The 22,143-nt window shown below is 70.3% G+C and carries 23 protein-coding genes; 10 read left to right on the top strand and 13 right to left on the bottom strand.

The annotated features are described in order from the left end of the window. Positions 1-24: 24 nt before the first annotated feature. Entirely contained in the window at positions 25-1,137 is a 1,113-nt protein-coding gene (locus tag GGQ91_RS21445; protein WP_182592811.1) for an NHL repeat-containing protein, read from the top strand. A gap of 115 nt (positions 1,138-1,252) precedes the next feature. On the opposite strand, the gene GGQ91_RS21440 is transcribed toward GGQ91_RS21445, so the two are convergent. Beyond that, entirely contained in the window at positions 1,253-2,665 is a 1,413-nt protein-coding gene (locus tag GGQ91_RS21440) for a phosphatase PAP2 family protein (RefSeq protein WP_043351132.1), read from the bottom strand. Between the two features lie 138 nt (positions 2,666-2,803). Further along, a complete protein-coding gene (locus tag GGQ91_RS21435) occupies positions 2,804-3,937 on the bottom strand; it encodes a TRAP transporter substrate-binding protein (RefSeq protein ID WP_244538839.1) in 1,134 nt (377 codons plus the stop codon). A 147-nt stretch (positions 3,938-4,084) separates the two neighbouring features. On the opposite strand from GGQ91_RS21435, the gene GGQ91_RS21430 reads away from it, so the two are divergent. Beyond that, on the top strand, positions 4,085-4,654 hold the full coding sequence (locus tag GGQ91_RS21430; RefSeq protein WP_043387791.1) for a tyrosine phosphatase family protein: 570 nt from the start codon (positions 4,085-4,087) through the stop codon (positions 4,652-4,654). A 12-nt stretch (positions 4,655-4,666) separates the two neighbouring features. On the opposite strand, the gene GGQ91_RS21425 is transcribed toward GGQ91_RS21430, so the two are convergent. The 4 genes from GGQ91_RS21425 to GGQ91_RS21410 all read right to left on the bottom strand — a co-directional run bounded on the left by GGQ91_RS21425 (position 4,667) and on the right by GGQ91_RS21410 (position 8,104). Beyond that, positions 4,667-5,803 (bottom strand): branched-chain amino acid ABC transporter substrate-binding protein, encoded by a 1,137-nt coding sequence (locus GGQ91_RS21425; RefSeq protein WP_182592810.1) that lies wholly within the window; start codon positions 5,801-5,803, stop codon positions 4,667-4,669. Positions 5,804-5,953: 150 nt separating this feature from the next. Further along, entirely contained in the window at positions 5,954-7,123 is a 1,170-nt protein-coding gene (locus GGQ91_RS21420) for a polysaccharide biosynthesis/export family protein (RefSeq protein WP_043351130.1), read from the bottom strand. Between the two features lie 260 nt (positions 7,124-7,383). Next, positions 7,384-7,506: a hypothetical protein gene (locus GGQ91_RS28445; RefSeq protein ID WP_274926768.1), complete on the bottom strand. Its 123-nt coding sequence runs from the start codon at positions 7,504-7,506 to the stop codon at positions 7,384-7,386. A gap of 313 nt (positions 7,507-7,819) precedes the next feature. Further along, a complete protein-coding gene (locus GGQ91_RS21410; protein ID WP_182592891.1) occupies positions 7,820-8,104 on the bottom strand; it encodes a DUF3072 domain-containing protein in 285 nt (94 codons plus the stop codon). Positions 8,105-8,279: 175 nt separating this feature from the next. Between GGQ91_RS21410 and GGQ91_RS21405 the strand changes: the two genes are divergently transcribed. From GGQ91_RS21405 to GGQ91_RS21375, 7 genes are all read left to right on the top strand, one after another. Further along, entirely contained in the window at positions 8,280-8,852 is a 573-nt protein-coding gene (locus tag GGQ91_RS21405; protein WP_182592809.1) for a gluconokinase, read from the top strand. Positions 8,853-8,856: 4 nt separating this feature from the next. Continuing rightward, complete coding sequence (locus tag GGQ91_RS21400; RefSeq protein WP_182592808.1) at positions 8,857-9,678, top strand: Cof-type HAD-IIB family hydrolase; 822 nt, start codon at positions 8,857-8,859, stop codon at positions 9,676-9,678. 188 nt (positions 9,679-9,866) lie between these two features. Then, positions 9,867-10,862 (top strand): lytic transglycosylase domain-containing protein, encoded by a 996-nt coding sequence (locus GGQ91_RS21395; RefSeq protein WP_043759076.1) that lies wholly within the window; start codon positions 9,867-9,869, stop codon positions 10,860-10,862. Between the two features lie 232 nt (positions 10,863-11,094). Continuing rightward, positions 11,095-12,081, top strand: coding sequence for a helix-turn-helix transcriptional regulator (locus GGQ91_RS21390; protein WP_391526971.1), 987 nt, complete (start codon positions 11,095-11,097; stop codon positions 12,079-12,081). 227 nt (positions 12,082-12,308) lie between these two features. Next, on the top strand, positions 12,309-13,160 hold the full coding sequence (gene cysE / locus GGQ91_RS21385; protein ID WP_043388169.1) for a serine O-acetyltransferase: 852 nt from the start codon (positions 12,309-12,311) through the stop codon (positions 13,158-13,160). Positions 13,161-13,253: 93 nt separating this feature from the next. Then, complete coding sequence (locus GGQ91_RS21380; protein ID WP_007565940.1) at positions 13,254-13,469, top strand: DUF3126 family protein; 216 nt, start codon at positions 13,254-13,256, stop codon at positions 13,467-13,469. 144 nt (positions 13,470-13,613) lie between these two features. Further along, positions 13,614-13,943, top strand: a complete 330-nt coding sequence (locus GGQ91_RS21375) for a DUF6949 family protein (protein WP_043358025.1) — start codon at positions 13,614-13,616, stop codon at positions 13,941-13,943. A gap of 6 nt (positions 13,944-13,949) precedes the next feature. Here the strand turns inward: GGQ91_RS21375 and GGQ91_RS21370 are convergent, their stop codons facing one another. Then, on the bottom strand, positions 13,950-14,657 hold the full coding sequence (locus GGQ91_RS21370) for a transglutaminase-like cysteine peptidase (RefSeq protein ID WP_051976324.1): 708 nt from the start codon (positions 14,655-14,657) through the stop codon (positions 13,950-13,952). Positions 14,658-14,976: 319 nt separating this feature from the next. Here GGQ91_RS21370 and GGQ91_RS21365 point away from each other — a divergent pair, with 319 nt between their 5' ends. After that, entirely contained in the window at positions 14,977-15,234 is a 258-nt protein-coding gene (locus GGQ91_RS21365) for a hypothetical protein (RefSeq protein WP_043358027.1), read from the top strand. Positions 15,235-15,240: 6 nt separating this feature from the next. Here the strand turns inward: GGQ91_RS21365 and GGQ91_RS21360 are convergent, their stop codons facing one another. The 6 genes from GGQ91_RS21360 to GGQ91_RS21335 all read right to left on the bottom strand — a co-directional run bounded on the left by GGQ91_RS21360 (position 15,241) and on the right by GGQ91_RS21335 (position 22,049). Next, positions 15,241-15,873, bottom strand: a complete 633-nt coding sequence (locus GGQ91_RS21360; RefSeq protein ID WP_043356110.1) for a transglutaminase-like cysteine peptidase — start codon at positions 15,871-15,873, stop codon at positions 15,241-15,243. A 322-nt stretch (positions 15,874-16,195) separates the two neighbouring features. Then, positions 16,196-17,929, bottom strand: a complete 1,734-nt coding sequence (locus GGQ91_RS21355; protein ID WP_182592807.1) for an AMP-binding protein — start codon at positions 17,927-17,929, stop codon at positions 16,196-16,198. A 64-nt stretch (positions 17,930-17,993) separates the two neighbouring features. After that, positions 17,994-18,773, bottom strand: coding sequence for an enoyl-CoA hydratase (locus GGQ91_RS21350; RefSeq protein WP_043385729.1), 780 nt, complete (start codon positions 18,771-18,773; stop codon positions 17,994-17,996). Further along, complete coding sequence (gene mmsB / locus GGQ91_RS21345; RefSeq protein WP_043385725.1) at positions 18,770-19,663, bottom strand: 3-hydroxyisobutyrate dehydrogenase; 894 nt, start codon at positions 19,661-19,663, stop codon at positions 18,770-18,772. The genes GGQ91_RS21350 and mmsB overlap by 4 nt, the downstream gene beginning before the upstream one ends. Before the next feature lie 182 nt (positions 19,664-19,845). Next, on the bottom strand, positions 19,846-20,907 hold the full coding sequence (locus GGQ91_RS21340; RefSeq protein WP_053609918.1) for an enoyl-CoA hydratase/isomerase family protein: 1,062 nt from the start codon (positions 20,905-20,907) through the stop codon (positions 19,846-19,848). Continuing rightward, positions 20,904-22,049: an isobutyryl-CoA dehydrogenase gene (locus GGQ91_RS21335; protein WP_182592806.1), complete on the bottom strand. Its 1,146-nt coding sequence runs from the start codon at positions 22,047-22,049 to the stop codon at positions 20,904-20,906. Before GGQ91_RS21335 ends, GGQ91_RS21340 begins: the two co-directional genes overlap by 4 nt. Between the last annotated feature and the right edge of the window lie 94 nt (positions 22,050-22,143).

Raw genomic sequence — 22,143 nt, 5'->3', positions numbered from 1 at the left:
GGGACAGGCGCCGGAGGACACGCCATGAGAATCGTCACCGCCCTGCCGGCGCTCGCCTGCCTGCTCGCCCTCGCGGGCCCTGCGACCGCGGAGCCGCCGCGGTTCCAGGTCGACCCGTCCTGGCCGAAACCGCTGCCGAACGACTGGATCATGGGTCAGGCGGCCGGCGTCGCCGTCGACGCCCAGGATCATGTCTGGGTGGTCCAGCGGCCGCGGACGCTCACCGACGACGAGAAGGCGGCCAGCCTCGAACCGCCGCGCACGAAGTGCTGCAGGCCCGCCCCGCCGGTTCTGGAATTCGCCCAGGACGGGACGCTGCTGCGGAGCTGGGGCGGCCCCGGCACCGGCTACGACTGGCCGTCCAACGAGCACGGGATCCAGATCGACGGCCAGGGCTTCGTCTGGATCGCCGGCAACGGCGAGCAGGACGGCCAGCTCCTGAAATTCACCCCCGAGGGCAAGTTCGTCCTGCAGATCGGCAAGTCCGGTCCGCAGACCGACAGCCAGGACACGACCCGCCTGGGCAAGCCCGCCAACGTCGATTTCGACATGGCGGCCAACGAGGTCTACGTCGCGGACGGCTACTTCAATCACCGCATCATCGTCTTCGACCGGGACACGGGCGCGTTCAAGCGGATGTGGGGCGCCTACGGCAAGCCGCCGACCGACGACAAGCTCCGCCCCTACGATCCGGCGGCGGCCCCGTCCCGGCAATTCGCCAACCCGGTCCATTGCGTGCGGATCGCCCGGGACGGGCTGGTCTATGTCTGCGACCGGACCAACGACCGCATCCAGGTCTTCAAAAAGGACGGGACCTTCGTGAAGGAGATCCTCGTCGAGAAGAACACCCGGGCCAACGGCTCGGTCTGGGAACTGGCCCTCTGGCCGGACGCCGACGAGACCTACCTGCTCAATGCCGACGGGGCCAACAACGAGGTGCGCACGCTCGCGCGGGATACGGGTGAGGTGGTCGGCGCCTTCGGCCGGAACGGGCGCATGGCGGGCCAGTTCCACTGGGTCCACAACCTCGCGATCGACTCGCAGGGCAACGTGTTCACCACCGAGGTCGACACGGGCAAGCGGGCGCAAAAGTTCCTGGCCCTGGGACAGTTCGTCCTGCGCAAGCGGACGCCGTAAGCGGCGGCGCCGGGATCCGCGGCCGGCGCCCTCGGCCCTGTCCCGACGGCGCCGGCCGCGCCGGCGTGCCGTCGTTCCGGTCGGGGTGGAGGGAGCGGTCGAGACCGCCGGCCCCTCAGCGCGTCGCGCTGGTCCCCGCCCGTTGCGCCGCCAGCGCGGCGGCCTTGCCGGCCGCCGTGTAGAGGTCGAGGCGGGCGTAGACGCCGAATTCCGAGCCGTCGTCGAGGAAGCCGCCGCCCGGTCCCTGCGTCTCGGTGAGGATGGCGTTGGCCTCGTCCAGCGTCAGCGCCGGGAAGGCCGCGGTAAGCAGGTGCCCGGCCTCCGGGGCGATCTTGGCGACATCCTCCTGCCGACCGGCGGTCTCCGGGTGCACCACCGGCAGGCCGTAGGTCTGGGTCGCCGCGTAGAAGGCCGCGTTGGCGGCCGGGTCCTTGAAGCGGCCCGTATCCTTTGCGGCACAGGCCGCCACCGTATCGCCGCAGCCGGCCTTCAGCGCCTCGGCCATCGCCGCGCGGGCCTCGGCCAGGAGCGCCCGGTAATCGGTCACGCCCACCGTCCTGTCGGCCTCGGCGGTCGCCTGATCGAGGACGGCCGGATTCTTCCGGATCTGGCCGACATAGACCGGATCGTTGGCGAGCAGATGGGCCAGGGCGTGCAGCGAGGTCGCCCGGCCGCCCAGCACGTCCATGGCGTAATGCGCCCCGACGATGATCCGGTCGTTGCCGTACTCGGCGGCGCGGGCGACCATCTGCTGGTAGCGCTCGGGGACGAGGAGCGCGAGCACCATGGACTCGGTGTAGCCGTAGGTGGTGTGGCCGCTCGGATAGGACGGGCTGTTGACGAGATCCTGCGCGGGGCCGCGCAACCAGTCGAGGCTGTGGGACGGAGCGCCGAAGTAATCCTGGCCGCGATAGGCCCGCAGGCGCGGCAGGGTCTGGAACGGGCGCGAATTGCCGTAGCGGTCGGCGCCGGGGCTGCCGGCGGGCCGGTCATAGGCCTTGCCGAACACGTCGGTCACGGCGCCGTCCGCCAGGATCGCGGCAGCCGCGTCGGTGACCGGAGTCTTGCCGTTGGTGGTGGCGTTGGCGAAGAAGTATTTGCCGGAATTCGAATCCGACTTGGTGACGTTGTTGGTGTAGCCGATCAGGTTGGCCACCGCCGGCGCGATGCTCGTGAAGGTCTTGTAGTCGCTGTAGGTCGCCTTGGCCTGGTAGGCCTGCGCGAGGGTCGTGCCCAGACCGTCCGCGAGGCCGGCGGCGTTGCCGTCGGTGATGAAGCAGTCCCGCAGGGCGAGCTGCTGCTGCTCCGGGAACGGCAGGAGCGTCGGCTGCTTGAGGTCGCCGGTCTGGATGTCGCCGGTGACCTGCAGGTTCGCGTCGAGCGCCGCCTTGCCCGCGGGCGAGGCCTGCAACCGCGCCACCGGGACCAGCCCGCGCAGGGCCGTCAGGTTGGCGGCCGATTGTGCGACGGCCTGAAGGGGCAAGGCCGCCCCGAGCAGCGCCAATCCGACCCGCAGCGTCCCGAACATGCAGCCGTCTCCCTCGCCGAAGCCGTGCCGGACGCTAGAGCCGGCCGCCCTCGCGTTGCAATCGCGCGCGGCCCCGGCATCCCCATCTTTGACGGCCCCCCCGAGGCCGGAGCCGGATCCCCTGCGGCGGCGCGCGCTTCAGCCCCGCGCCCGGGCGCGGATCATGAAGTTGTCGTAGGTGTATTCCGCCACCTGGAACCAGAGGTACTCCTCGTTGCGGAAGGTGCGCATCGCCTCGTAGACGCGACGGAAATCGGCGTTCTTGGCGGCGATCTCGGCGTAGACGTCGTTGGCGTTCTTCAGGGCGGCTTCCATGACGTCCTGGGGGAAGGGCCTCAGCTGCGCACCCCCGGCCACCAGCCGGCGCAGGGCCTGCGGGTTGCGGGCGTCGTACTTGGCCTGCACGTCGGCGCCGACCTCGGCGGCGGCGGCCCGGAGGATCGCCTGGTAGGATTTCGGCAGCGCCTTCCACGCCTCGGCGTTGAACCAGAAGTGCAGCATGGCGCCGCCCTCCCAGAAGCCGGGATAGTGGTAGATCGGCGCGACCTTCTGCAGGCCGAGCCGCTCGTCGTCGTAGGGGCCGATCCACTCGGCGGCGTCGAGCTTCTTGCTCTCCAGCGCCGCGTAGATCTCGGGTCCCGGCACCGCCTGCGGCTGGACGCCGAACTTGGTCAGCACCTGGCCGCCCATGCCGCTGATCCGGAACTTGAGGCCCTGGAGGTCCGCGAGACTCTTGATCTCCCGGCGGAACCAGCCGCCCATCTGCGCGCCGGTATTGCCGCCCGGCAGGCAGACCAGCCCGGCCTTGGCGAAGATCTCGCCGAACAGCTCGGCCGCGCCCCCGGCCAGCCACCACGCGGCGGCGCCCCGGGCGTTCAGGCCGAACGGCACCGCGGTGGCCAGCGCGAAGGTCGGATCCTTGGCCATGCCGAGGGTCGCGGGCCCATGGCCCATCTCGACGGTGCCGCCGGCCACGGCGTCGAGCAGCCCGTCGGCCGGCACCGGCTCGCCGGGGCCCTGGACCTGGATCTGGAAGCGCCCGTCGGTGGCCTCGGCGACGATCCGGCTGAGCGCCTCGGGAGCGCCGTACAGGATGTCGAGCGTCTTGGCGTAGGCGGAGGACAGGCGCCAGCGCAATTCCGGGGCACTCTGGGCCCGGGCCGGGGCGGCGAGCGGCCCGGTGAGCGCCGCGGCCGCGCCGAGGCCGGCGGTCAGCACGCTCCGGCGCCGGGTCCCGGCCGAGGGGGATCGCGCGAGGTGAGGTTCGTCCAACGGCATCTCGTCCGAGCAGGTCCGGTCCGACCGGGGCCGGATCGGAGGTCGCAGGTAGCACGTCCGTGCCGGTACTCGAAAGCCGCGGGCGCCGGGGCGGTTCCGTCGCGCCTCGAAACCGGCCTCCGCCCGTGCTAGGCGCCGGGGATGCGAACCGAGCCCGCCGTCACCCTGCACACCGTCTGCGGCCTGGAGGAGCTGGCCGGCCACGGCGCCCGCGGCGTCAGCCACGTCCTGTCGCTGCTCGATCCCGGAACGCCGGAGCCCGAGGCCTTCACCGCCTACGGCGCCCATGCCCGCACGACCCTCCGGTTCCACGATTGCCTCGCCCCGGGCGAAGGCCTCACCCCGCCGGAGCCCGAGCATGTCGGGGCGATCCTCGATTTCGGGCGGCACCTCGACGGCGCCGGCCATCTCCTGGTCCATTGCCATTACGGCCTGTCGCGCTCCACCGCGGCGCTGCTGATGTTGTTCGCGCAGGCCGAGCCCGCCACCCCCGCCGCCGCTCTGGTCGAGCGTCTCCACGCCCTGCGCGAGCCTGCTTGGCCGAATGCGCGCATGATCGGCTTCGCCGACACGATGCTGAATCGGGAGGGACAGCTCAGCGCGGCGGTGCGGCGGCTGCACGCTCTGCAACTGCAGGTCCGCCCGCATCTCGCCGAGCTGCTGCGCGGTCTCGGCCGCGGCGCCGAGGTCGAGGCCGCGCAGGCGCTGTGAGCGGCGGGGCGCTCACTTCCCGGCCGGCGTGAAGCTCCCGTCCTTCCAGACATAGAGCACATAGCCCTGCGCGGTGACGTCGCCCTTGGCGTCGAAGCCGACCGTGCCGAGCACGAGATCGAACCGCTCCGTATGCAACGCCTGCGCGATGGGGCGCGCCTCGGTTGAATGGGCGAAGTTGCCGGCCGCAACCAGGGCCTGCATCGCCGCATACCCGTAGATCGTCGAGCCGGTGGGATCGACGCCCTCAGCCTTGAAGGCCTTCACGACGGCCGCGGCGGCGGGCTGCCGGCTCGGGTCGAGGTAGAAGGTCATCAGCACGCCGTTGCTCGCCGATCCGGCGGTCTTGGCGAAATCCGGCGTGGCGATGGCCGAGGTGCCGAACCATTGCGGCCGGTAGCCCCGGTCCGCGGCGATCTTCACCAAGCGGCCCATCTCGGCGGCGTCGCCGCCATAATAGACGACCTCGATCCCCGCGCTCTTGAGGCGGTCGGCCAGGGCGGAATCGTCGGCGTCGCTGGGCGAGAACGACAGGAACAGCGACTCGTTCACGCCGATGCGGTTGAGATTGTCCTTCGTGGCGGCGGCGAGGCTGCGGGCGGCGGGCGTCTGGTCCTGGATGAGAGCGATCTTCCGGTCGCGGAACCGCTCGGCCAGAACGGCGGCGGACAGGCGGGCCTGATCGTCGTCGCGCCCGCACACCCGGAAGATCGTCGGCAGCCCCCTGTCGGTGAGCCGCGCCGCCACCGAGGCCGCGGAGATCATCACCACGCCGTTCTGGGCGTAGATGTCGGAGGCGGCGATCGAGGCGTTCGAGCAGACATGGCCGACCACGAGCCGGACGTTGCCGCGCACGAAATGGTTGGCCACCGCCGTGGCGGTGTTGGAATCGCAGGCATCGTCCTGCACGTCGAGGGTGACGGGCTGGCCGTCGAGTCCCCCCATGGCGTTGGCGTCCCGGGCCGCAGCCTCGACCCCCCGCAGCACCTGCTCGCCGACCGCCACGTAGGGCCCCGACCGCGGGACGGCCACGCCGATCACCACGTCGGCCGCCGCAGGAGTGGCCGGCAGGAACGCGAGACACAGGCTCAGGGCGATCAGTGCGGGCCGGAGCGGCCCGTGGGCGGGGACGAAACGTCCGATCTTCATCGGGCTCTTCTGGGCATCCTTGCGCGGCGGGTCAGCGCGACGGCGGATGCGGCTCCGTAGCCCCGATCCCGCCCCGCACCCTGTGCCCATACGCGAGGACGCGGAGAAACGCGATTTTTTTCCGCCGCTGTCCCGTATGCGGACCGCCTCCTACTTGGCGTAGGAGTAGGCCAAGGCGGCGGAGGAGACCGGTCCGGTGATGCCGCTGAAGACGGTGAGCACCTTCTGGACCTCGGTGAACGGCGCGTTCGACACGTAGACCAGATCGCGGTTGCGCATGCGGAACGCCTGGGAGACGAACAGGCTGTTGGGATCGCGCATGTCGATCCGGTAGACCACCGGCACCAGCGGCGTGCCAAGCAGCCGCGAGCTGGGGCTGAGGCGCCGCACGACGCTGGCCGGCTCGAACCGGAAGATGAACGTCCCAGCCGGGTCGGCGGCGAAGTCCGACAGGCCGCGCGCCTTGGCCAGCGCCTGGGCCAGGGTGATGCCGTCGGCCTGGAACGGTAGCTCGGTGCTGTTGCCCAGCGCGCCCACCGCGATGAAGGTCTGCGGGTCGCGCACCAGAGTGAGCACGTCGTTGGGCCGCAGGTAGATGTTCTCCTTGGGGTTCGACACCACCGTGGTCAGCGGCACGGTCGCGGTCACCGGGCCGCGCGAGAGCCGCACGAAGGTCTCGTTGACCGGCGCGCGGTTGCCGCCGGCGGCGGCGATGACGTCGAGGATGCGGTCGCCGTGGCCCGAGAGCGGCAGGCGGGCGCCGGCGGCGCCCTCGCCGGTGACGGTCACCGCCTGGCTGATCGGCCGGGTGACCGAGACCAGCACCTGCGGCTGGATGGCCTTGCCGGCGAGTTCGTTCTCGATGAGCGCCTGGACGTCCTGGGTGCGGCGGCCGGCGACCTTGATGCGGCCGGCGTAGGGCACCGAGATGGCGCCGTCGCGCCCGACGGGCTGCTCGGGGATGAGGGCGGACTTGGAGCCCGCCGAGAAGCGGTCGGCCACCAGCGGCCCGGAGAACAGGCCGCCCGACCCGGCTTCCCAGATCGAGACCGAGACCATGTCGCCGACGCCGATCACCGGCTCCGAGGAGGGACGGTGGTCGCCGAAGGAGGCGAGCAGGCTGTCCAGCGGCCGGCCGCGCAGGGCCTCGACCACCGAGGGCGTGACGTCGATGATCTCGTAGCGGGCGAGCAGGCCGCCGTCGGCGGTGGCCACCTCCGCCCCCGCCTGGATCGCGCTCGCCGTCGGACCCGCCGCAGGCAGGTACGTGCAGCCCGACATCGCCGTGACGGCGAGCAGGACAAGGGGAAGTTTGCGCATCCAGATGTTGCCCATCGGTATTGCCGAGCCCGTGCCTAGCCCATGGCGGCCCAGGTGTCCGTAGCGGGTGAGCCACACTCCGGCCGGCACGGCCAAGACTGCGAAGTCATCCTCGTTAAGCACAGCTTTTTCGGGGCATAGAGACGACGAATGCCGGGCGTTCGCCCGCGGTCGAAATATCGAGATACAAATCGGGACGTCATCAGCGGCCGCACATTGGCCGCTCCAGCCCAATGGCCAAAATCCCGCGACCGATCGGCTCAATTTCCCTGCGTGACTGCCGCGGTGATGTCGCCGTAGACGACGCTGACGCGGGACACGTAGTACCGGATGCTGCCGACGGCGACGAGGAAGATCATGCCGCCGAGCAGGGCGTATTCCATTGCCGTGGATCCGTGGACGTCGCGGGCGAACCGTACGGCCTCGGCACGAATCCGATCCGTCAAGCCGAACGCCGTCCGGACCCGTACCGCACGCCGTCCTGCTTCGCCGCCGCCCGGCTCATCCATGGTCGAACGTGCCTTTTCAGTCCCGCTGCCCGCGCGGCCTCACGCGCTGCATGGGGGATAACCTCTCGCCATTGCCGCCGGCTTAACGAGGTGTTCGAAACAGGCCACCTTGTCCATTCCGGCCGGGATACGCCGCCCGGACGTACACGGCGACGGGCGCGCCTGGGGGAAACGCGCCCGGCTTGGCTCAGGCGTGGCCGGCCTTATGGCGAAGGTCTTCGATCCGCTTCGAGGCTTCGGCCTTGTCGAGGTCAGGATCGAACGCCGCCGGCTCCTTGGCCTCTTCCGAGAGCGTCTTCAGATAGGAAGCCTGCGCGCCGGTCATCGGCTCGCCGCCAGTCGTCCACTGATCCGGATCCTTGATCTGGTTCGACACGTCCTTCGGGTCGGTCTTGGGGTTCTCCGTAGCGTCCTGATTCGATCCGGTACCCCGGCCGGCCTTCGGTGTTGCCTTCGCGGTTGTGCTAGCCATGCGACTCATGTTCCCTAAATGTTCGGCGTCTGCGGGGTGAACGCGCCCGGCCGCGCCGCGGTTCCTGCGGGCGCCGCGGCCCGTTTGCATCCCCGGCGATCTTCCCTTCTGGAAACCCGCTCCTATTCATGTGAGGGGCAGCGCCCCGACGCGCCTCGGAGCCAGGGTGGTCCGGATGACGTCCCAATCGGAGCCGGCGCCGGATGCCGGAACGGCCGCCGCCGGTCAGGTGCTCGTTGTCATGGGCGTCTCGGGTTCCGGGAAGAGCACCGTGGCGGCGCTGATCGCCGAGACGCTTGGCTGGATCTTCGTGGACGGCGACAGCTTTCACACGCCGGAGCACGTGGCGAAGATGCATGCGGGCCTCGCCCTCGACGATGCGGATCGCGCGCCCTGGCTGGCCCGGATTGCGACTTGGATCCAGCAGCGCCTCGACGCTGGCGAGTCGAGCGTGGTGGCCTGTTCGGCCCTCCGCCGCGCGTACCGGGACGTTCTCACCCGCGGGAGCCAGCGGGTTCGCCTCGTCTATCTGGACGGCGACCGGACCCTGATCGCTCAGCGCCTCGCCGAGCGGCAGGGCCATTTCATGCCGCCGCTTCTCTTGGACAGCCAGTTTGCGGCCCTGGAGATTCCGGGGGCCGATGAACACCCGATCACGGTCGGCATCCGCGAATCGCCCGAGGCCATTGCCGACCGGGTGGTCGCGGAACTCGCGGCCGAAATGCGCCGGGATACGGTTGGGAAGTGAGCGGATGATTGCAGGATCAGGCAAGGCTTCGGGCATCGACCTGGTGATCTCGGACGTCGATGGAACCCTGGTGACCGGCGACAAGCGCCTGACCGAGGCGACGGTCACGGCCGTCCGGCGGCTGAGAGCGGCCGGCATCGGCTTCAGCATCGCCTCGGCCCGGCCGCCGATCGGGCTGCGGAATCTGGTCGCCGAACTCGAGCTCGACCTGCCGATGGGGGCGTTCAACGGCGCGAGCGTCGTGCGGCCGGACCTCTCGACCATCGAGGAACGGACCATCCCCGAGGCGGCGGCCCGGTCGGCCCTCGACCGGCTGTTGGCCGAGGGACTTGACGTCTGGGTCTTCGCCGAGGGGGCGTGGTGGCTGCGCGATCCGGAGGGCCCCTATGCCGACCTCGAACGCCGCACGATCGGCGCGGAGCCCCGCGTCGTCGCCGATCTCGGCCCACTCATGGGGAGCGCAGCCAAGATCGTCGGCGTCAGCCGCGACCACGCCCATCTGGCAGCCTGCGAAGCCCGGATCGGGGCGGCCCTGGCCGGTCAAGCCACCATCCACCGTTCGCAGAAATACTACCTCGACGTGACGCCACCCCATCTCGACAAGGGGCGATTCGTCACCTGGATGAGCGCGCATCTCGCCATCCCGCCGGAGCGGATCGCCACCTTCGGCGATGCCGGCAACGACCGTCCGATGTTCGCGCACAGCGGATTCTCCGTGGCGATGGGCAATGCCGAAGCGGCGGTGAAGGCGGCTGCGCGCGCGGTCACCGACAGCAACGACGCGGACGGCTTCGCCCATGCGGTCGAGCGCTTCCTCCTTCCCTGACCGCCCGGCCGCCGCCCCGGGCATCCCTTTGGATCGCCGCGCCGCCGCGTGTTGCGTCGCTGTGGCCCGCGGATCACAAACGCTCCCGACGCCCCGGCCGCCCACAGGCTGCCGAACCGGGGCCGCTTTCCGGCCTCATTTCCCCGTGACCTAGCTTGACCACAGAACAAGCAGCACCGGGTCTCGGAATGCATCGCCTCATCCTGGCCGCCGTCCTCGCGGTCGTGCCCGCAGCCGCCTTCGGGCAGAGCGCGCACGACAATATCGACGCGTTGATCGAGCAGCAGGCCAAGGCGAACGGCGTGCCGGCAAGCTTCGTTCACGCCGTCGTCAAGCGCGAGAGCAACTACAACCCGCGGGCCAAGGGCGGCAGCGCCCTCGGCCTGATGCAGATCAAGCACGCGACTGCCCGCAGCCTCGGCTACACCGGCGATGCGGCCGGCCTGTACGATCCCGAAACCAACCTTCGCTACGGCGTGGCCTATCTTGCCGGCGCCTATCGGACCGCCAAGGGCAATCTCGGCCAAGCGTATCAATACTATAACCGCGGCTACTACTACGCAGCCAAGCGCCAGGGCATTTCCACGGAAGTCGCCGCGGTGGTGGCGCCCGTCGCGGCCTCGGCCAGCGCCCTGGCGAGCCTGTTCAGCGGCGGTGCCGCCGAGACCCGGAACACCGCGGCGGCCTCAGCCCTGGCCTACGCGCCCACCGCGGCCGCAGTGGCGGAGGTCCCGACCGAGGCCGTCGAGGTGCCGCTGCCGCCGCGTCGACCGGCCGCCCTGGCCGGCACCACGATCGAGCTCGCCAGCCTGTCCCTAGATCCCGCCGCGGCTTCAGCCGCGAATTCTGCGGCGACTCCGGCCGCCGCGCAGGCGGCGGCGGTTCCGTCCGTGGAGGTGCCGCTGCCGCCGCGTCGACCCGCGGGTCTCGGGAGCGCCCTGGCGGCGACGGAGGCCGCGCCGGCGCAGATCGCGGAACTCCGGCTCTCGCCACAGGCCACGGCAGCATCCGCTCCGATGTCCCCGGCCGCCGCTTCGGCACCGGCCAACGAGGCGGCGGTCGAGGCGATCGAGGTGCCGCTGCCGCCGCGTCGCCCGTCCCTGCAGATGCTCGCCGCCGCCACGCCGCGCCGCGCCCCGGCCGCGGCCCCCGTGCGCGAGGCCACCGCTCTCCCGGTCGAGTAGCTCCGCCATTCCGGAGCGGCCGCGCGTCGGGGAACCCGGTGCGGATCGGCCCTCTGCCCACACAAGGATCATGCCCAAGGCTTGACCATCGCACCGTTCCGCAACACATAGGCGCCACGCCAGCAACGTGGTTGGATCGGCACGGACCGAAGCCGCAAAACAGCGGCCGTGCGCGCATGGCGCGCGACGGATCTCAGGGCAGGAACGCCGGTTCAGGCGCGCGAGGTCGGGCATTCTATCGCCCGACGGTACGGTAGGGCGCGATCGATCTCGAAGCGGCAGGCATGCAGGGCACCGACCCTGCTCTCAAGCTGGCAGGAAAGCGAACGGCGCCATGAGCGGCGTGGTTGAACAGGAATCACTTTTTCTCACAGACCTCGGGCGCCGCGTCAGGCACGCGCGCACCGTGCGCGGTCTGTCGCGCAAGGTTCTGTCACAGACCTCCGGCCTGTCCGAGCGCTACATCGCGCAGCTGGAAGGCGGCCAGGGCAACGTCTCCATCATCCTGCTCCGGCGGGTGGCCAACGCCATGGGCGTGCGACTGGACGACCTGATCACCGGCAATGACGGGCTGCCCGATTGGCCGGTGGTGCGCGACCTGCTCGCCCAGGCCAGCCCGGCCCAGATCGCCGCCGCCAAGGACGCCCTATCCGGCGGTAGCCGACCGGAATCGAGCAACCGCCCGCGGGTAGCGCTGATCGGCCTGCGCGGCGCCGGCAAATCGACCCTTGGCAAGCTCGCGGCCGAGCGCCTGGGCTGGACCTTCGTGGAACTCAATGCCGAGATCGAACGGGAGAACGCCCTCTCGGTCCAGGAGATCTTCGCGATCTACGGCCAGGAGGGCTACCGCCGGCTGGAGCAGGCGGCCCTGCGTCGCCTCACCGAGCATCCCGGGCCGCTGATTCTGGCCACGAGCGGCGGGATCGTTGCGGAGCCGTTGACCTACGACCTTCTGCTGCAAGCCTTCTACACGATCTGGCTGCGCGCGCGGCCGGAGGAGCACATGAGCCGGGTCCGCGAACAGGGGCACCTCGCCACGACGGGCGACCATGCCTCTGCGATGCAGGAACTGCGAGCCGTCCTGGCGAGCCGCGAGCCGCTCTACGCGCGGGCACCCGCCACGGTGGACACCTCCAACATCCCGGTCCAGACGATGCTGGACCGCCTGACGGCAGCCATCGAGGCGCGGTTCGGCCAAGCTGCGCCGTTGGCGGACTGACCGTCGCTCGTTCGCTGACAGCCATGCGGCCAATGCGGCTTTCGGGTCGCGCCGGCCCTTGATCGCGGCGGTGCAGCGCACCACGCTAGGTCCGAACACGCGGCCCAGCGATGGCCCGGCCCGTTTCCGCCCCGGACAGCGTCCCCTTCCGCTCAATCGGGCGACGGGTCCGCCGCCGCAGGCATGACCGACAGCGAATCCGAAGTTCCGGACATGAGCATCCGCCTATGAGCGCCAGTCCTGCCTTCACGCACCAGTCGCACGACCTCACGCACCTCGACCCGGTCTGGTCGCGGCTGCGCGCCGAGGCGGAGGATGTCCTGCGCACCGAGCCGCAGCTCGCCTCCTTCATCGTGGCGACGATCCTGAACCACACCACGCTGGAGGGCGCGGTCTCCCACCGGGTCGCCGCCCGGCTGGGGCATCCGTCGCTGCCGGCAGAACTCGTCGCCCACGCCTTCCATGAGGCGATCACGGTGGACCCGGACATCGGGCAGGCCTTCCGCGCCGATATCGGCGCGGTGATCGACCGGGATCCGGCGACACTCCGGGCGCTGGAACCGGTCCTCTACTTCAAGGGGTTCCACGCGCTCCAGGCTTACCGCCTCGCCCATCATGTCTGGAACCGCGGCCGGCGCGACCTCGCTCTCTACCTCCAGAGCCGGGTCTCGGAGGTGTTCCAGTGCGACATCCATCCGGCGGCGCGGATCGGGCGGGGCGTCTTCCTCGACCACGCCACGGGGCTTGTGGTCGGCTCGACCGCGGTGATCGAGGACGACGTGTCGATCCTCCACGCCGTGACGCTGGGCGGCACCGGCAAGCAGCGCGGCGACCGCCACCCCAAGATCCGCCGCGGCGTGATGATCGGCGCCGGCGCCAAGATCCTGGGCAATATCGAGGTCGGCGCCTGCGCCCGGGTGGCGGCCGGCTCGGTCGTGCTGAGACCGGTACCGCCCAACACCACGGTGGTCGGCGTGCCGGCGCGGGTGGTCGGCACCGCAGGCTGCGACGATCCCGCCCGGGCGATGGACCAGTTCGTCGCCTTAGACCAGTTCATCCACTTGGGCGACGGGATCTGAACCGCAACGCCGTCGCGCTTGCCGCTCCGCCCGAGGCGTGGCAAGCCCTCGGCCCATCCGCGGCGCCAGCGCCGCCAGGGGAGATCGATCAGCGTGACCAAAGCCGAGACCGCGAAGCTTCAGGACTATCTGCGCCGCAAGTTCGCGAACAACAACATCCGCCTCACGGCGATGAAGACCGGCGACTCCGCCGAGGTATTCATCGGCGAGGAATCGATCGGCGTGATCGCCGACGACAAGGAGGATGGCGACGATTCCTTCGTCTTCCGGATGGCAATTCTCGACATCGATCTCGAGGAAGAGGCCTAGCCGACGACGCGGCTGACCCCGCATCCCCGGTGGGGCTGCGCCGGCCCACGCCTGTGCACGGATTAACGCTACCCAAGACTCGTGCTTAACAAGCGGTAAACGGCATGAGTACAGTGCGCGCAACCTGTATCAGGAGCGCGAATAATGGTCCTCACGCCCGCCGCCATCGAGTCGATCCGGACCCTGTGCATCGGACTGGCACTGTCCGGCTTGATCGCCAGCGCCTTCGAGCTGTTCGCAGCGCGGCGGGCGAGCTTCAGCCTGCTGGAGCGGGGCGGCCTCCCGGCAGTGGCCGCCCTGCCGATGCTGGCCTTTTCGGCGCCGTTCATCATCCTGCGCAACACGGTGCGCGGCCGGCGGATCGAGGGCCGGCCGATGCCGTTCGTGATGCTGGCGACCATCGTCGCGTGCGGCTGGAGCCTGCTCTCGGGCCGGGTCGCCCTTGACCTCGCCGCGATGCTGGTCGGCGTCTGACCAGATTCAGGGCTCGGCGGTGGCGACCTGTGCGGTGCCGTCCTTGCCCTCGAGGGAGACCCAGGCCGGCCCGTCCTGACCGGCCTGCTTGATGAAGCTGTAGCCGGTACGCCGCCAGGAGCGGATCGCGTCGGTCTTGTTGTCGAGAATGAAGTCGCCGCGATCGGTGCGAACCGTGAGCACCGCGTGGCCTTCGTTGGTCTCATCGATGACCACGGTCATCAGCAGGGCACGCCGCGGCAGGCCGCGCTCCACCAGCATCCGCCGTTTCAGCAACTGGTAATCCTCGCAGTCACCGAAGCCGTCATCGGGAAAATCCCAGCGATCCACGACGCCCCAATGGGCCTGATCGGTGATGGGCTTGATGCGGGCGTTCACTCGACGGTTGACGCTCTGCAGGGTCCGCCACACCGCCATGGTGAGCGGGATCGCGTTGGGCTCGGCAATGTCGACCACGCATTCCTGGGGCGTCCGCGCGCAGAAATCCGTCCAGCCCGCGATGGCGCGCACCGACCCAGCCTGTTCGACGGCGGTCACCTGATCCGGAAGAACGAGCCGGGCATGGGCATGGGTCGTCGCGCCGCCCATCGTGAGGATCGCGCCCACCAGCGCGAAGCTCGCGGCTTGGCGCGCCCGGCGCACCGCATGAGCCCAGCCCCGCCATTGCAGGGCGCCGAACACCTGACACGAGATTCCGCCATCCGCGTGCCGCATGGCCCAAGCCCCCGCCGCCCGATGATGACGGAAGGGTGACACGACCACGTGCGACGCACAATGGGTCAGGGCGAGACTGACAACGCGCGTCGAGCCCTATCGGTTCCGATTTAAGAGACGTTTGCATCCGCAGAGCTGACCCGAAACACATGCACGGAGCGAATAGCCGCTCTGCGCCCCCTCCGAGGGTCTTGATTCAGGTCAGTTTTGCCGGCTTCTCAGGGATGCTCACGCGCAGGATTCGCGGCGGGCCCTATCGAATTGCAAGAAGCCAGCCAGCCCGTCGCGGACGGGACTGCGCCTGAGGAAAGGACCCGCAATGCAGCCCGCCATCCAGCAGGTGATCAGAGCGCTCGCCGAGGATGGTCGGGCCGGCGCGATCAATATCGCGGAGCACGCGGTGGATTCCTATCTCGCCGATGCGCCGAGCGAGGGCGACAGGGCGCTGTCGCGGGACATCCTGGTGCGGGATCTCGCCAGCCTTCGCGGCGTCGCCCCCCATCTCGCTGCCTTCATCGGCCGGGTCGAGGCCTATGTGGCGAGCCTTGCCCAGCCGTCGCTGAGCCGGGCGGCCTGAGACGGATCAGCGGTTGGCGGTGGTGACCGGGGAGGTGACGCCGCCGAGCGAGACCCAGGCGACGGCGTCCTGGCTCTCGCGCTTGATGAACACGTAGCCGGTCTTGTGCCAGGGCAGGATCGCGTTGGTCTTGTTGTCGAGCACCAGGTCGCCCCGGTCGGTGATCAGGGTGAGCACCGCGTGGCCCTCGCCCTTCTCGTCGATCACCACGGTCATGCGCATCGCCCGCCGCGGCAGGCCGGCCTGGGCCAGCAGATGGCGCTTGAGCAGCTGGAAGTCCTCGCAGTCGCCGATGCCGTCCTCGGCCAGATCCCACCGGTCGGCCACGTGCAGGTGGTCCTGATCGGTCATCGGCTCGACCGCCTTGTTGACCCGCCGGTTCACCGACACGATCGTCGCCCAGGTCGCGGGCGTCAGGCTGATCCGGGCCGGTTCGCCCCGGTCGAGCGCGCATTCGGCCGCGTAGTTCTGGCAAAAGGTCACCCAGGCCGCGATCGGCTTGGCGTCGCCCAGCACCCGGGCATTGTCTTCCGTCGGCAGGCTCGCAAGCGTCTGCGCCTGGGCCGTGGCGGCGAGGCCGAGCAGCGTCGCTGCTCCGACCAGCATCCCCCGAACCGTCTTGAGAAGCCCCGCGCCCATCGAACCCGTCCCCGTTGTTGAGAACAGGATTGCGCCGCAGAGCCTCCGCGCCGCTGAAGCGGATGCGCGCAATTTTATCGATCGGCCGGCGCGGGCCGGATGACATGCGGCAGCGTCGACGGGAGACTTGAGAAGCCTTGTAAATCGCGGGCTTCGGTTTGGGGAAACGGAAACCTTGAGGGTTTGTCACCCGCCTACATGAAGTCTTGGCGGGGCGCCATCGTCGTTGCGAGCGGAGCCCGCCAATCCCCTGGCGCCCCATCGGTCGGCGTCGCGCTGCCCCGGATCGCTTCGCTGGCGTGCGACGACGGCGTGGACGCGGTCAGCCCGCGGTCTGGTCGAGCTTGCGCTCCGCCTCACCCTTCAGTTCCGGGAAGTCCGCCTGCGTGTAGGCCCGGCCCCGGTGCGGATCCTCGGTGATGCCCTCGTGCTCCAGGCGGCGCAGTTGCACCCGCCGGATCTTGCCCGAGATCGTCTTGGGCAGGTCGGTGACGAATTCGAGGCCGCGCAGGCGCTTGAACGTCGCGAGCCGGGCATTGGTGAAGCGGAAGATGTCGAGCGCCGTCTCCGGCCCAGGCGTGGACCCCGCCACCAGGGACACGTAGGCCTTCGGGATGGTGTGGCGCATCGGATCGGGCACCGGCACCACCGCCGCCTCGGCCACGGCCGGATGCTCGATCAGCACGCTCTCGAGTTCGAAGGGGCTGATCCGGTAGCCCGACGACTTGAACACGTCGTCGGCACGTCCCACGAAGGTGTAACAGCCCTGATCGTCCACGAAGGCGACATCGCCGGTATGGTAGAGATCGCCGTCGGCTCCCGACAGATGGCCCTGGCCGTCGTCGTAACCCTGCATCAGGCCCGCGGGCCGGTACGCGCCGAGTTCCAGGCAGACCTCGCCCTCTGAGGCCGGATGTCCGTCGAGGTCGAGGACGCGCACCCGGTAGCCCGGCAGGGGCCGACCCAGGGCGCCCGGCACCACCGGCTGTCCCGGGGTGTTGGCCATGAGCGCCGTGGTCTCGGTCTGGCCGTAGCCGTCGCGGATCGTGAGGCCCCAGGCGCTCTTCACCCGCTCGATCACTTCGGGATTCAGGGGCTCGCCCGCCGCGCAGACCTCGCGCAGGGCGAGCCGCTTCCCGGTCAGATCCTCCTGGATGATCATCCGCCACACGGTCGGCGGCGCGCACAGCGTGGTGGCACCGGTGCGTTCCAGCTGCGCCAGCAGGGCGGCGGCGTTGAACGGCGCTTGATTGATCACCAGGATCGTCGCGCCGGCATTCCAGGGCGCGAAGAACGAGGACCAGGCGTGCTTCGCCCAGCCCGGCGAGGAGACGTTGCAATGCACGTCGCCGGGCTGGAGCCCGAGCCAGTACATCGTCGAGAGCGCTCCCACCGGGTAGGAACGGTGGCTGTGACGCACCAGCTTCGGCTTCGCCGTCGTGCCGGAGGTGAAGTAGAGGAGCATCGGGTCGTCGGCCCCGGTCGGCCCGTCCGGCGCGAAGGTCTCCGGGGCTCCGAACGCGTCGTCGTAGGCCGCCCAGCCTTCCGTCGCAGCCCCGGTGACGAGGCGGATGGCGCCGCCCGTGTCGAGGCCGGCGAACCGCGCGATCTGCTCCGGCCCGGCCACGATCGCCCGCGGGCGCCCGCGGGCGAGGCGGTCGGCCAGTTCGTCGGCGGTGAGCAGCGTGGTCGCCGGGATGACAACGGCGCCGAGCTTCATCGCCGCCAGCATGGTCTCCCACAGGGCCGGCACGTTGCCCAGCAGCAGGAGCAGGTGGTCGCCGCGCTTCAGGCCGAGCTGCCGCAGGTGGTTGGCCACCTGGTTGGAGCGGCGGGCGATCTCCCCGAAGGTGAGGCTCTGCTCGGCCCCGCTGCCGGCCTCGACGATCCGCAGGGCGGCCCGGTCGCGGCTCTCGGGACCGGCGAGGACGGCGTCGAACCAGTCGAGCGCCCAGTTGAACGGCACCGGATCCGGCCACGCGAAAGCCGAGACGGCAGCGCCATAATCGGTGCGATGGGCCAGCAGAAGGTCGCGGGCCTCCCGGAAGCTCGGCATGGTCGTTCCCCTCCCCGTCTTGTGGTCTTGGCGCCCCGACCCCATCGGCCGGGGCGGGCTGCGCTCAGGTATTCTCGAACCGAGGCGGCCGCTTCTCCACGAAGGCGGCCATGCCCTCCTTCTGGTCCTTGGTGGCGAACATGGCATGGAAGACCCGCCGCTCGAAGCGGATGCCCTCGGTCAGCGTGGTCTCGTAGGCGCGGTTGACCGCCTCCTTGGTCATCATGGCGATCGGCAGCGACATCGCCGCGATGGTCGCGGCCGCCGTCATGGCCTCGTCGAGGAGCCGGTCGGCGGCGATCACCCGCGAGACGAGGCCCGAACGCTCCGCCTCGGCGGCATCCATCATCCGGCCGGTCAGGCACATCTCCATGGCCTTGGCCTTGCCGACGAAGCGGGTGAGCCGCTGGCTGCCGCCGATTCCCGGCATCACCCCGAGCTTGATCTCGGGCTGACCGAACTGTGCGGTGTCGGCGGCCAGGATGATGTCGCACATCATGGCGAGCTCGCAGCCACCGCCCAGCGCGTACCCCGCCACCGCGGCGATGATCGGCGTGCGCACGGCGATGAAGCGGTCCCAGTCGGCGAACCGGTCGCCCGCATACATCTCCGCGTAGGTGGCGTGCTGCATCTCCTTGATGTCGGCCCCGGCCGCGAAGGCCTTGGCCGAACCGGTGATGACGATGCAGCCGATATTCGGATCCGCATCGGCCTCGGTGGCCGCCCGGATCACCTCGCCGGTGAGCTGTGCGTTGATGGCGTTCAGCGCCTTCGGCCGGTTGAGGGTGATCAGAAGGACGCGCCCGCGCGTCTCCGTCAGGATCGTCTCGTACGCGTCGCTCACGACTCGCCTCCCTGCCCGCGGAGCATATTGATGATCGCGGAAAAGTCCTCTCCCCCGTGACCGGCGCCCTCGAACAATCCGTAGACCTGCGCGGCCTCTGCGCCGAGGGGTGTCGCGGCGCCCGAGGCCAGGGCGGCGGCCTGGGCGAGCCGGAGATCCTTGAGCATCAGCGCCGCCGCGAAGCCCGGTTTGTAGCCGTTGTTGGCCGGCGAGGTCGGCACCGGGCCCGGAACCGGGCAGTAGGTGGTCAGCGACCAGCACTGGCCCGAGGAGACCGAGGCCACGTCGTAGAGCGCCTGGTGCGACAGGCCGAGCTTCTCGCCGAGCGCGAAAGCCTCGCTGACGCCGATCATCGAGATGCCGAGGATCATGTTGTTGCAGATCTTGGCCGCCTGCCCGGCGCCGGCATCGCCGCAATGGAACACGTTCTTGCCCATGGCCTTGAGCAGAGGCTCGGCCTTCGCGAAGGCGGCCTCGGCGCCACCGGCCATGAAAGTCAGCGTCCCGGCCTTGGCGCCGCCGGTCCCGCCGGAGACCGGCGCGTCCACCGACAGGCAGCCCTGCGCCTCCGCGAGGGCGTGGGCCTTGCGGGCGCTCTCGACGTCGACGGTAGAGGAATCGATCAGCAGAGTGCCGGCCGGCAGCGCCGCGGCGAGCTGCGTCCAGACCTCGACCACGTGCCGTCCGGCGGGCAGCATGGTGATGACCACGTCCGCGCCCTCGGCCGCCGCCAGGGCCGAGCCCGCAACGGTAATCCCCTCGGCGCGGGCGGCCTCGAGCGAGGCCGGGACAAGGTCGAAGCCGCGCACCGTATGGCCCGCCTTCACGAGGTTGGCCGCCATGGGTCCGCCCATGTTGCCGAGACCGATGAACCCGATGGTCTGTGCCATCCCGTCCTCTCTGAGTTGTTTATCGCCTGTCCCACCCTCGCCCTCATCCTGAGGTGCCCGCGTCAGCGGGCTTCGAAGGAGGGCTCCAGAACACGCCGCAATCCCTGGAGCCCTCCTTCGAGGCCTCCGCTGCGCTCCGGCGCCTCAGGATGAGGGGATGAGTGGGAGAAGACGAAGCTTCATCACACCGCCCCAGTGCGCGATTCTGGAAAGACCGGCGCCGCCCGCTTCTCCAGCCAGCGGGCGATCCGGGCCGGATCGACCGCGTCGAGGCTCGGCGGGTTCCAGCGCGGGGTCTTGTCCTTGTCGATCACAGCGGCGCGGATGCCCTCGCGGAAATCGCCCTCGTCCAGCACCGCCAGGGACGCGTGGAACTCGCGTTCCAGGCAGGCCTCCAGGCTCGGCGCGCCGCGCCCGAGGCGCAGCAGGCAGAGCGTCAGGACGAGGCTCGACGGCGACTTCGTCAGCAGGATGTCGCGGGTCGCCGCCGCGAAATCCGAGCCGTCGGCCGCCAGCGCCGCCAGGATCTCGTCGACCATGTCGAAGGCGAAGCAGCGGTCGATCATGCTCCGGTGTGCGGCCAGGGGCGCCGGATCCGGTTCCCGGGCGAGACGCCCGATCAGGTCCCGCACGCCCGCGTCGCCGGCATCCGGCGCCAGGGCCGAGAGCGCGTCGAGGAGATCGGGAAGGGCCCGGGACGGCACCATCGCGTCGGCCAACCCGCACAGGATCGCGTCGGCGGCACCGACCGGCTCGCCGGTCAGGCCGAGATAGGTGCCGAGCTCGCCGGGCGCGCGGGGCAGGAGCCACGTGCCGCCGACATCCGGCAGATAGCCGATCCCGGTCTCCGGCATGGCGATGCGCGAGCGCTCGGTGACGATCCGGTGGGCGGCATGACCCGACAGGCCGACCCCGCCGCCCATGGTGATGCCGTCCATCACCGCCACGAAGGGCTTCTCGTACTGGGCGATGCGGGCGTCGAGGCGGTACTCGTCCCGCCAGAAGGATTCGGCGAAGGGCGTGCCGTCGCTCTCGTAGAGGCCGCGCAGGTCGCCGCCGGCGCACAGCCCCCGCTCCCCCTCCCCGGTGAGCAGCACCGCCGCGATGCCGGGATCGGCGGAGAACTCATCGAGGGCCCGATCGATCGTGCCGACCATGCCGTGGGTCAGGGCGTTCAGGGCCTTCGGGCGGTCGAGGCGCAGGCGCCCCAGGGCGCCGACCCGCTCGACGATCACGTCGGTCATCGGCGGTCTCCGGTCAGCGCGCGGGCGATGATCACCCGCATGATCTCGTTGGTGCCTTCGAGGATCTGGTGCACGCGCAGATCCCGGACGATCTTCTCCACCCCGTACTCGGCGAGGTAGCCGTAGCCGCCTTGGAGCTGGAGCGCGTCGTTCGCCACCGCGAAGGCCGCGTCGGTGACGTGGCGCTTGGCCATGGCGCAGAGCTGGGTGGCGGCGGGATCCTTGGCGTCGAGGGCGGAGGCCGCATGGCGCAGGAAGGTGCGCGAGACCTCCAGGCTGGTCGCCATGTCGGCAAGCCGGAACTGCAGGGCCTGGAAATCGGTGAGCTTCGCCCCGAAGGCGCGCCGGTCGCCCATATAGGCGAGCGCCTTGTCGAGGGCCGCCTGGGCGCCCCCGAGGGAGCAGGCGGCGATGTTGAGCCGCCCGCCGTCGAGGCCGCTCATGGCGATGCGGAACCCCTGGCCCTCGGCGCCCAGGCGGTTGGCCACCGGCACGCTGCAGCCGTCGAAGCGTACGGCGCGGGTCGGCTGGGCGTTCCAGCCCATCTTGCGCTCGTCGGCGCCGAAGGAGAGGCCGGGCGTCCCCTTCTCCACCACGATGGCCGAGATGCCCGAAGGGCCGGCCTCGCCGGTGCGGACCATGCAGACGTAGAGGTCGCTGGCACCGGCCCCCGAGATGAACTGCTTCTCGCCGGTGAGGACGTAATGGTCGCCGTCGCGCTCGGCGCGGGTGCGGAGCGCCGCCGCGTCGGAGCCCGAGCCCGGCTCGGTCAGGCAGTAGCTGGCGATCCGCTCCATCCCCATCAGGGATGGGATCCAGCGCCGGCGCTGGTCGTCGTCGCCGTAGGCGTCGATCATCCAGGCGCACATGTTGTGGATCGACAGGAACGCCGCCACGGTCGGGCAGCCGGTGCTGAGCGCCTCGAAGATCAGGGTCGCGTCGAGGCGGGAGAGGCCGGAGCCGCCGACATCCTCGCGGACGTAGATTCCCGCCATGCCGAGGGCGGCGGCCGCCCGCAGGGTCTCGACCGGGAAGGTCTTGTCGCGGTCCCAGTCGAGGGCGTGGGGGGCGATGTGCTCGGCCGCGAAGCCCTGTGCCATCTCGCGGATCGCGATCCGGTCCTCGTCGAGCCCGAAACTCATTGGGCACTTCCTCTCGTTCGCCACCCAACTGCACGGGGCTCGCACATCCACCGCCACGATGCGCGACGTGCCCCCTCTCCCGTGCGGGAGAGGG

The organism is Methylobacterium fujisawaense (genome assembly GCF_014138435.1).
Classification (GTDB): Bacteria; Pseudomonadota; Alphaproteobacteria; order Rhizobiales; family Beijerinckiaceae; genus Methylobacterium; species Methylobacterium fujisawaense.
This window is presented reverse-complemented; position numbering and strand designations above follow the sequence as displayed.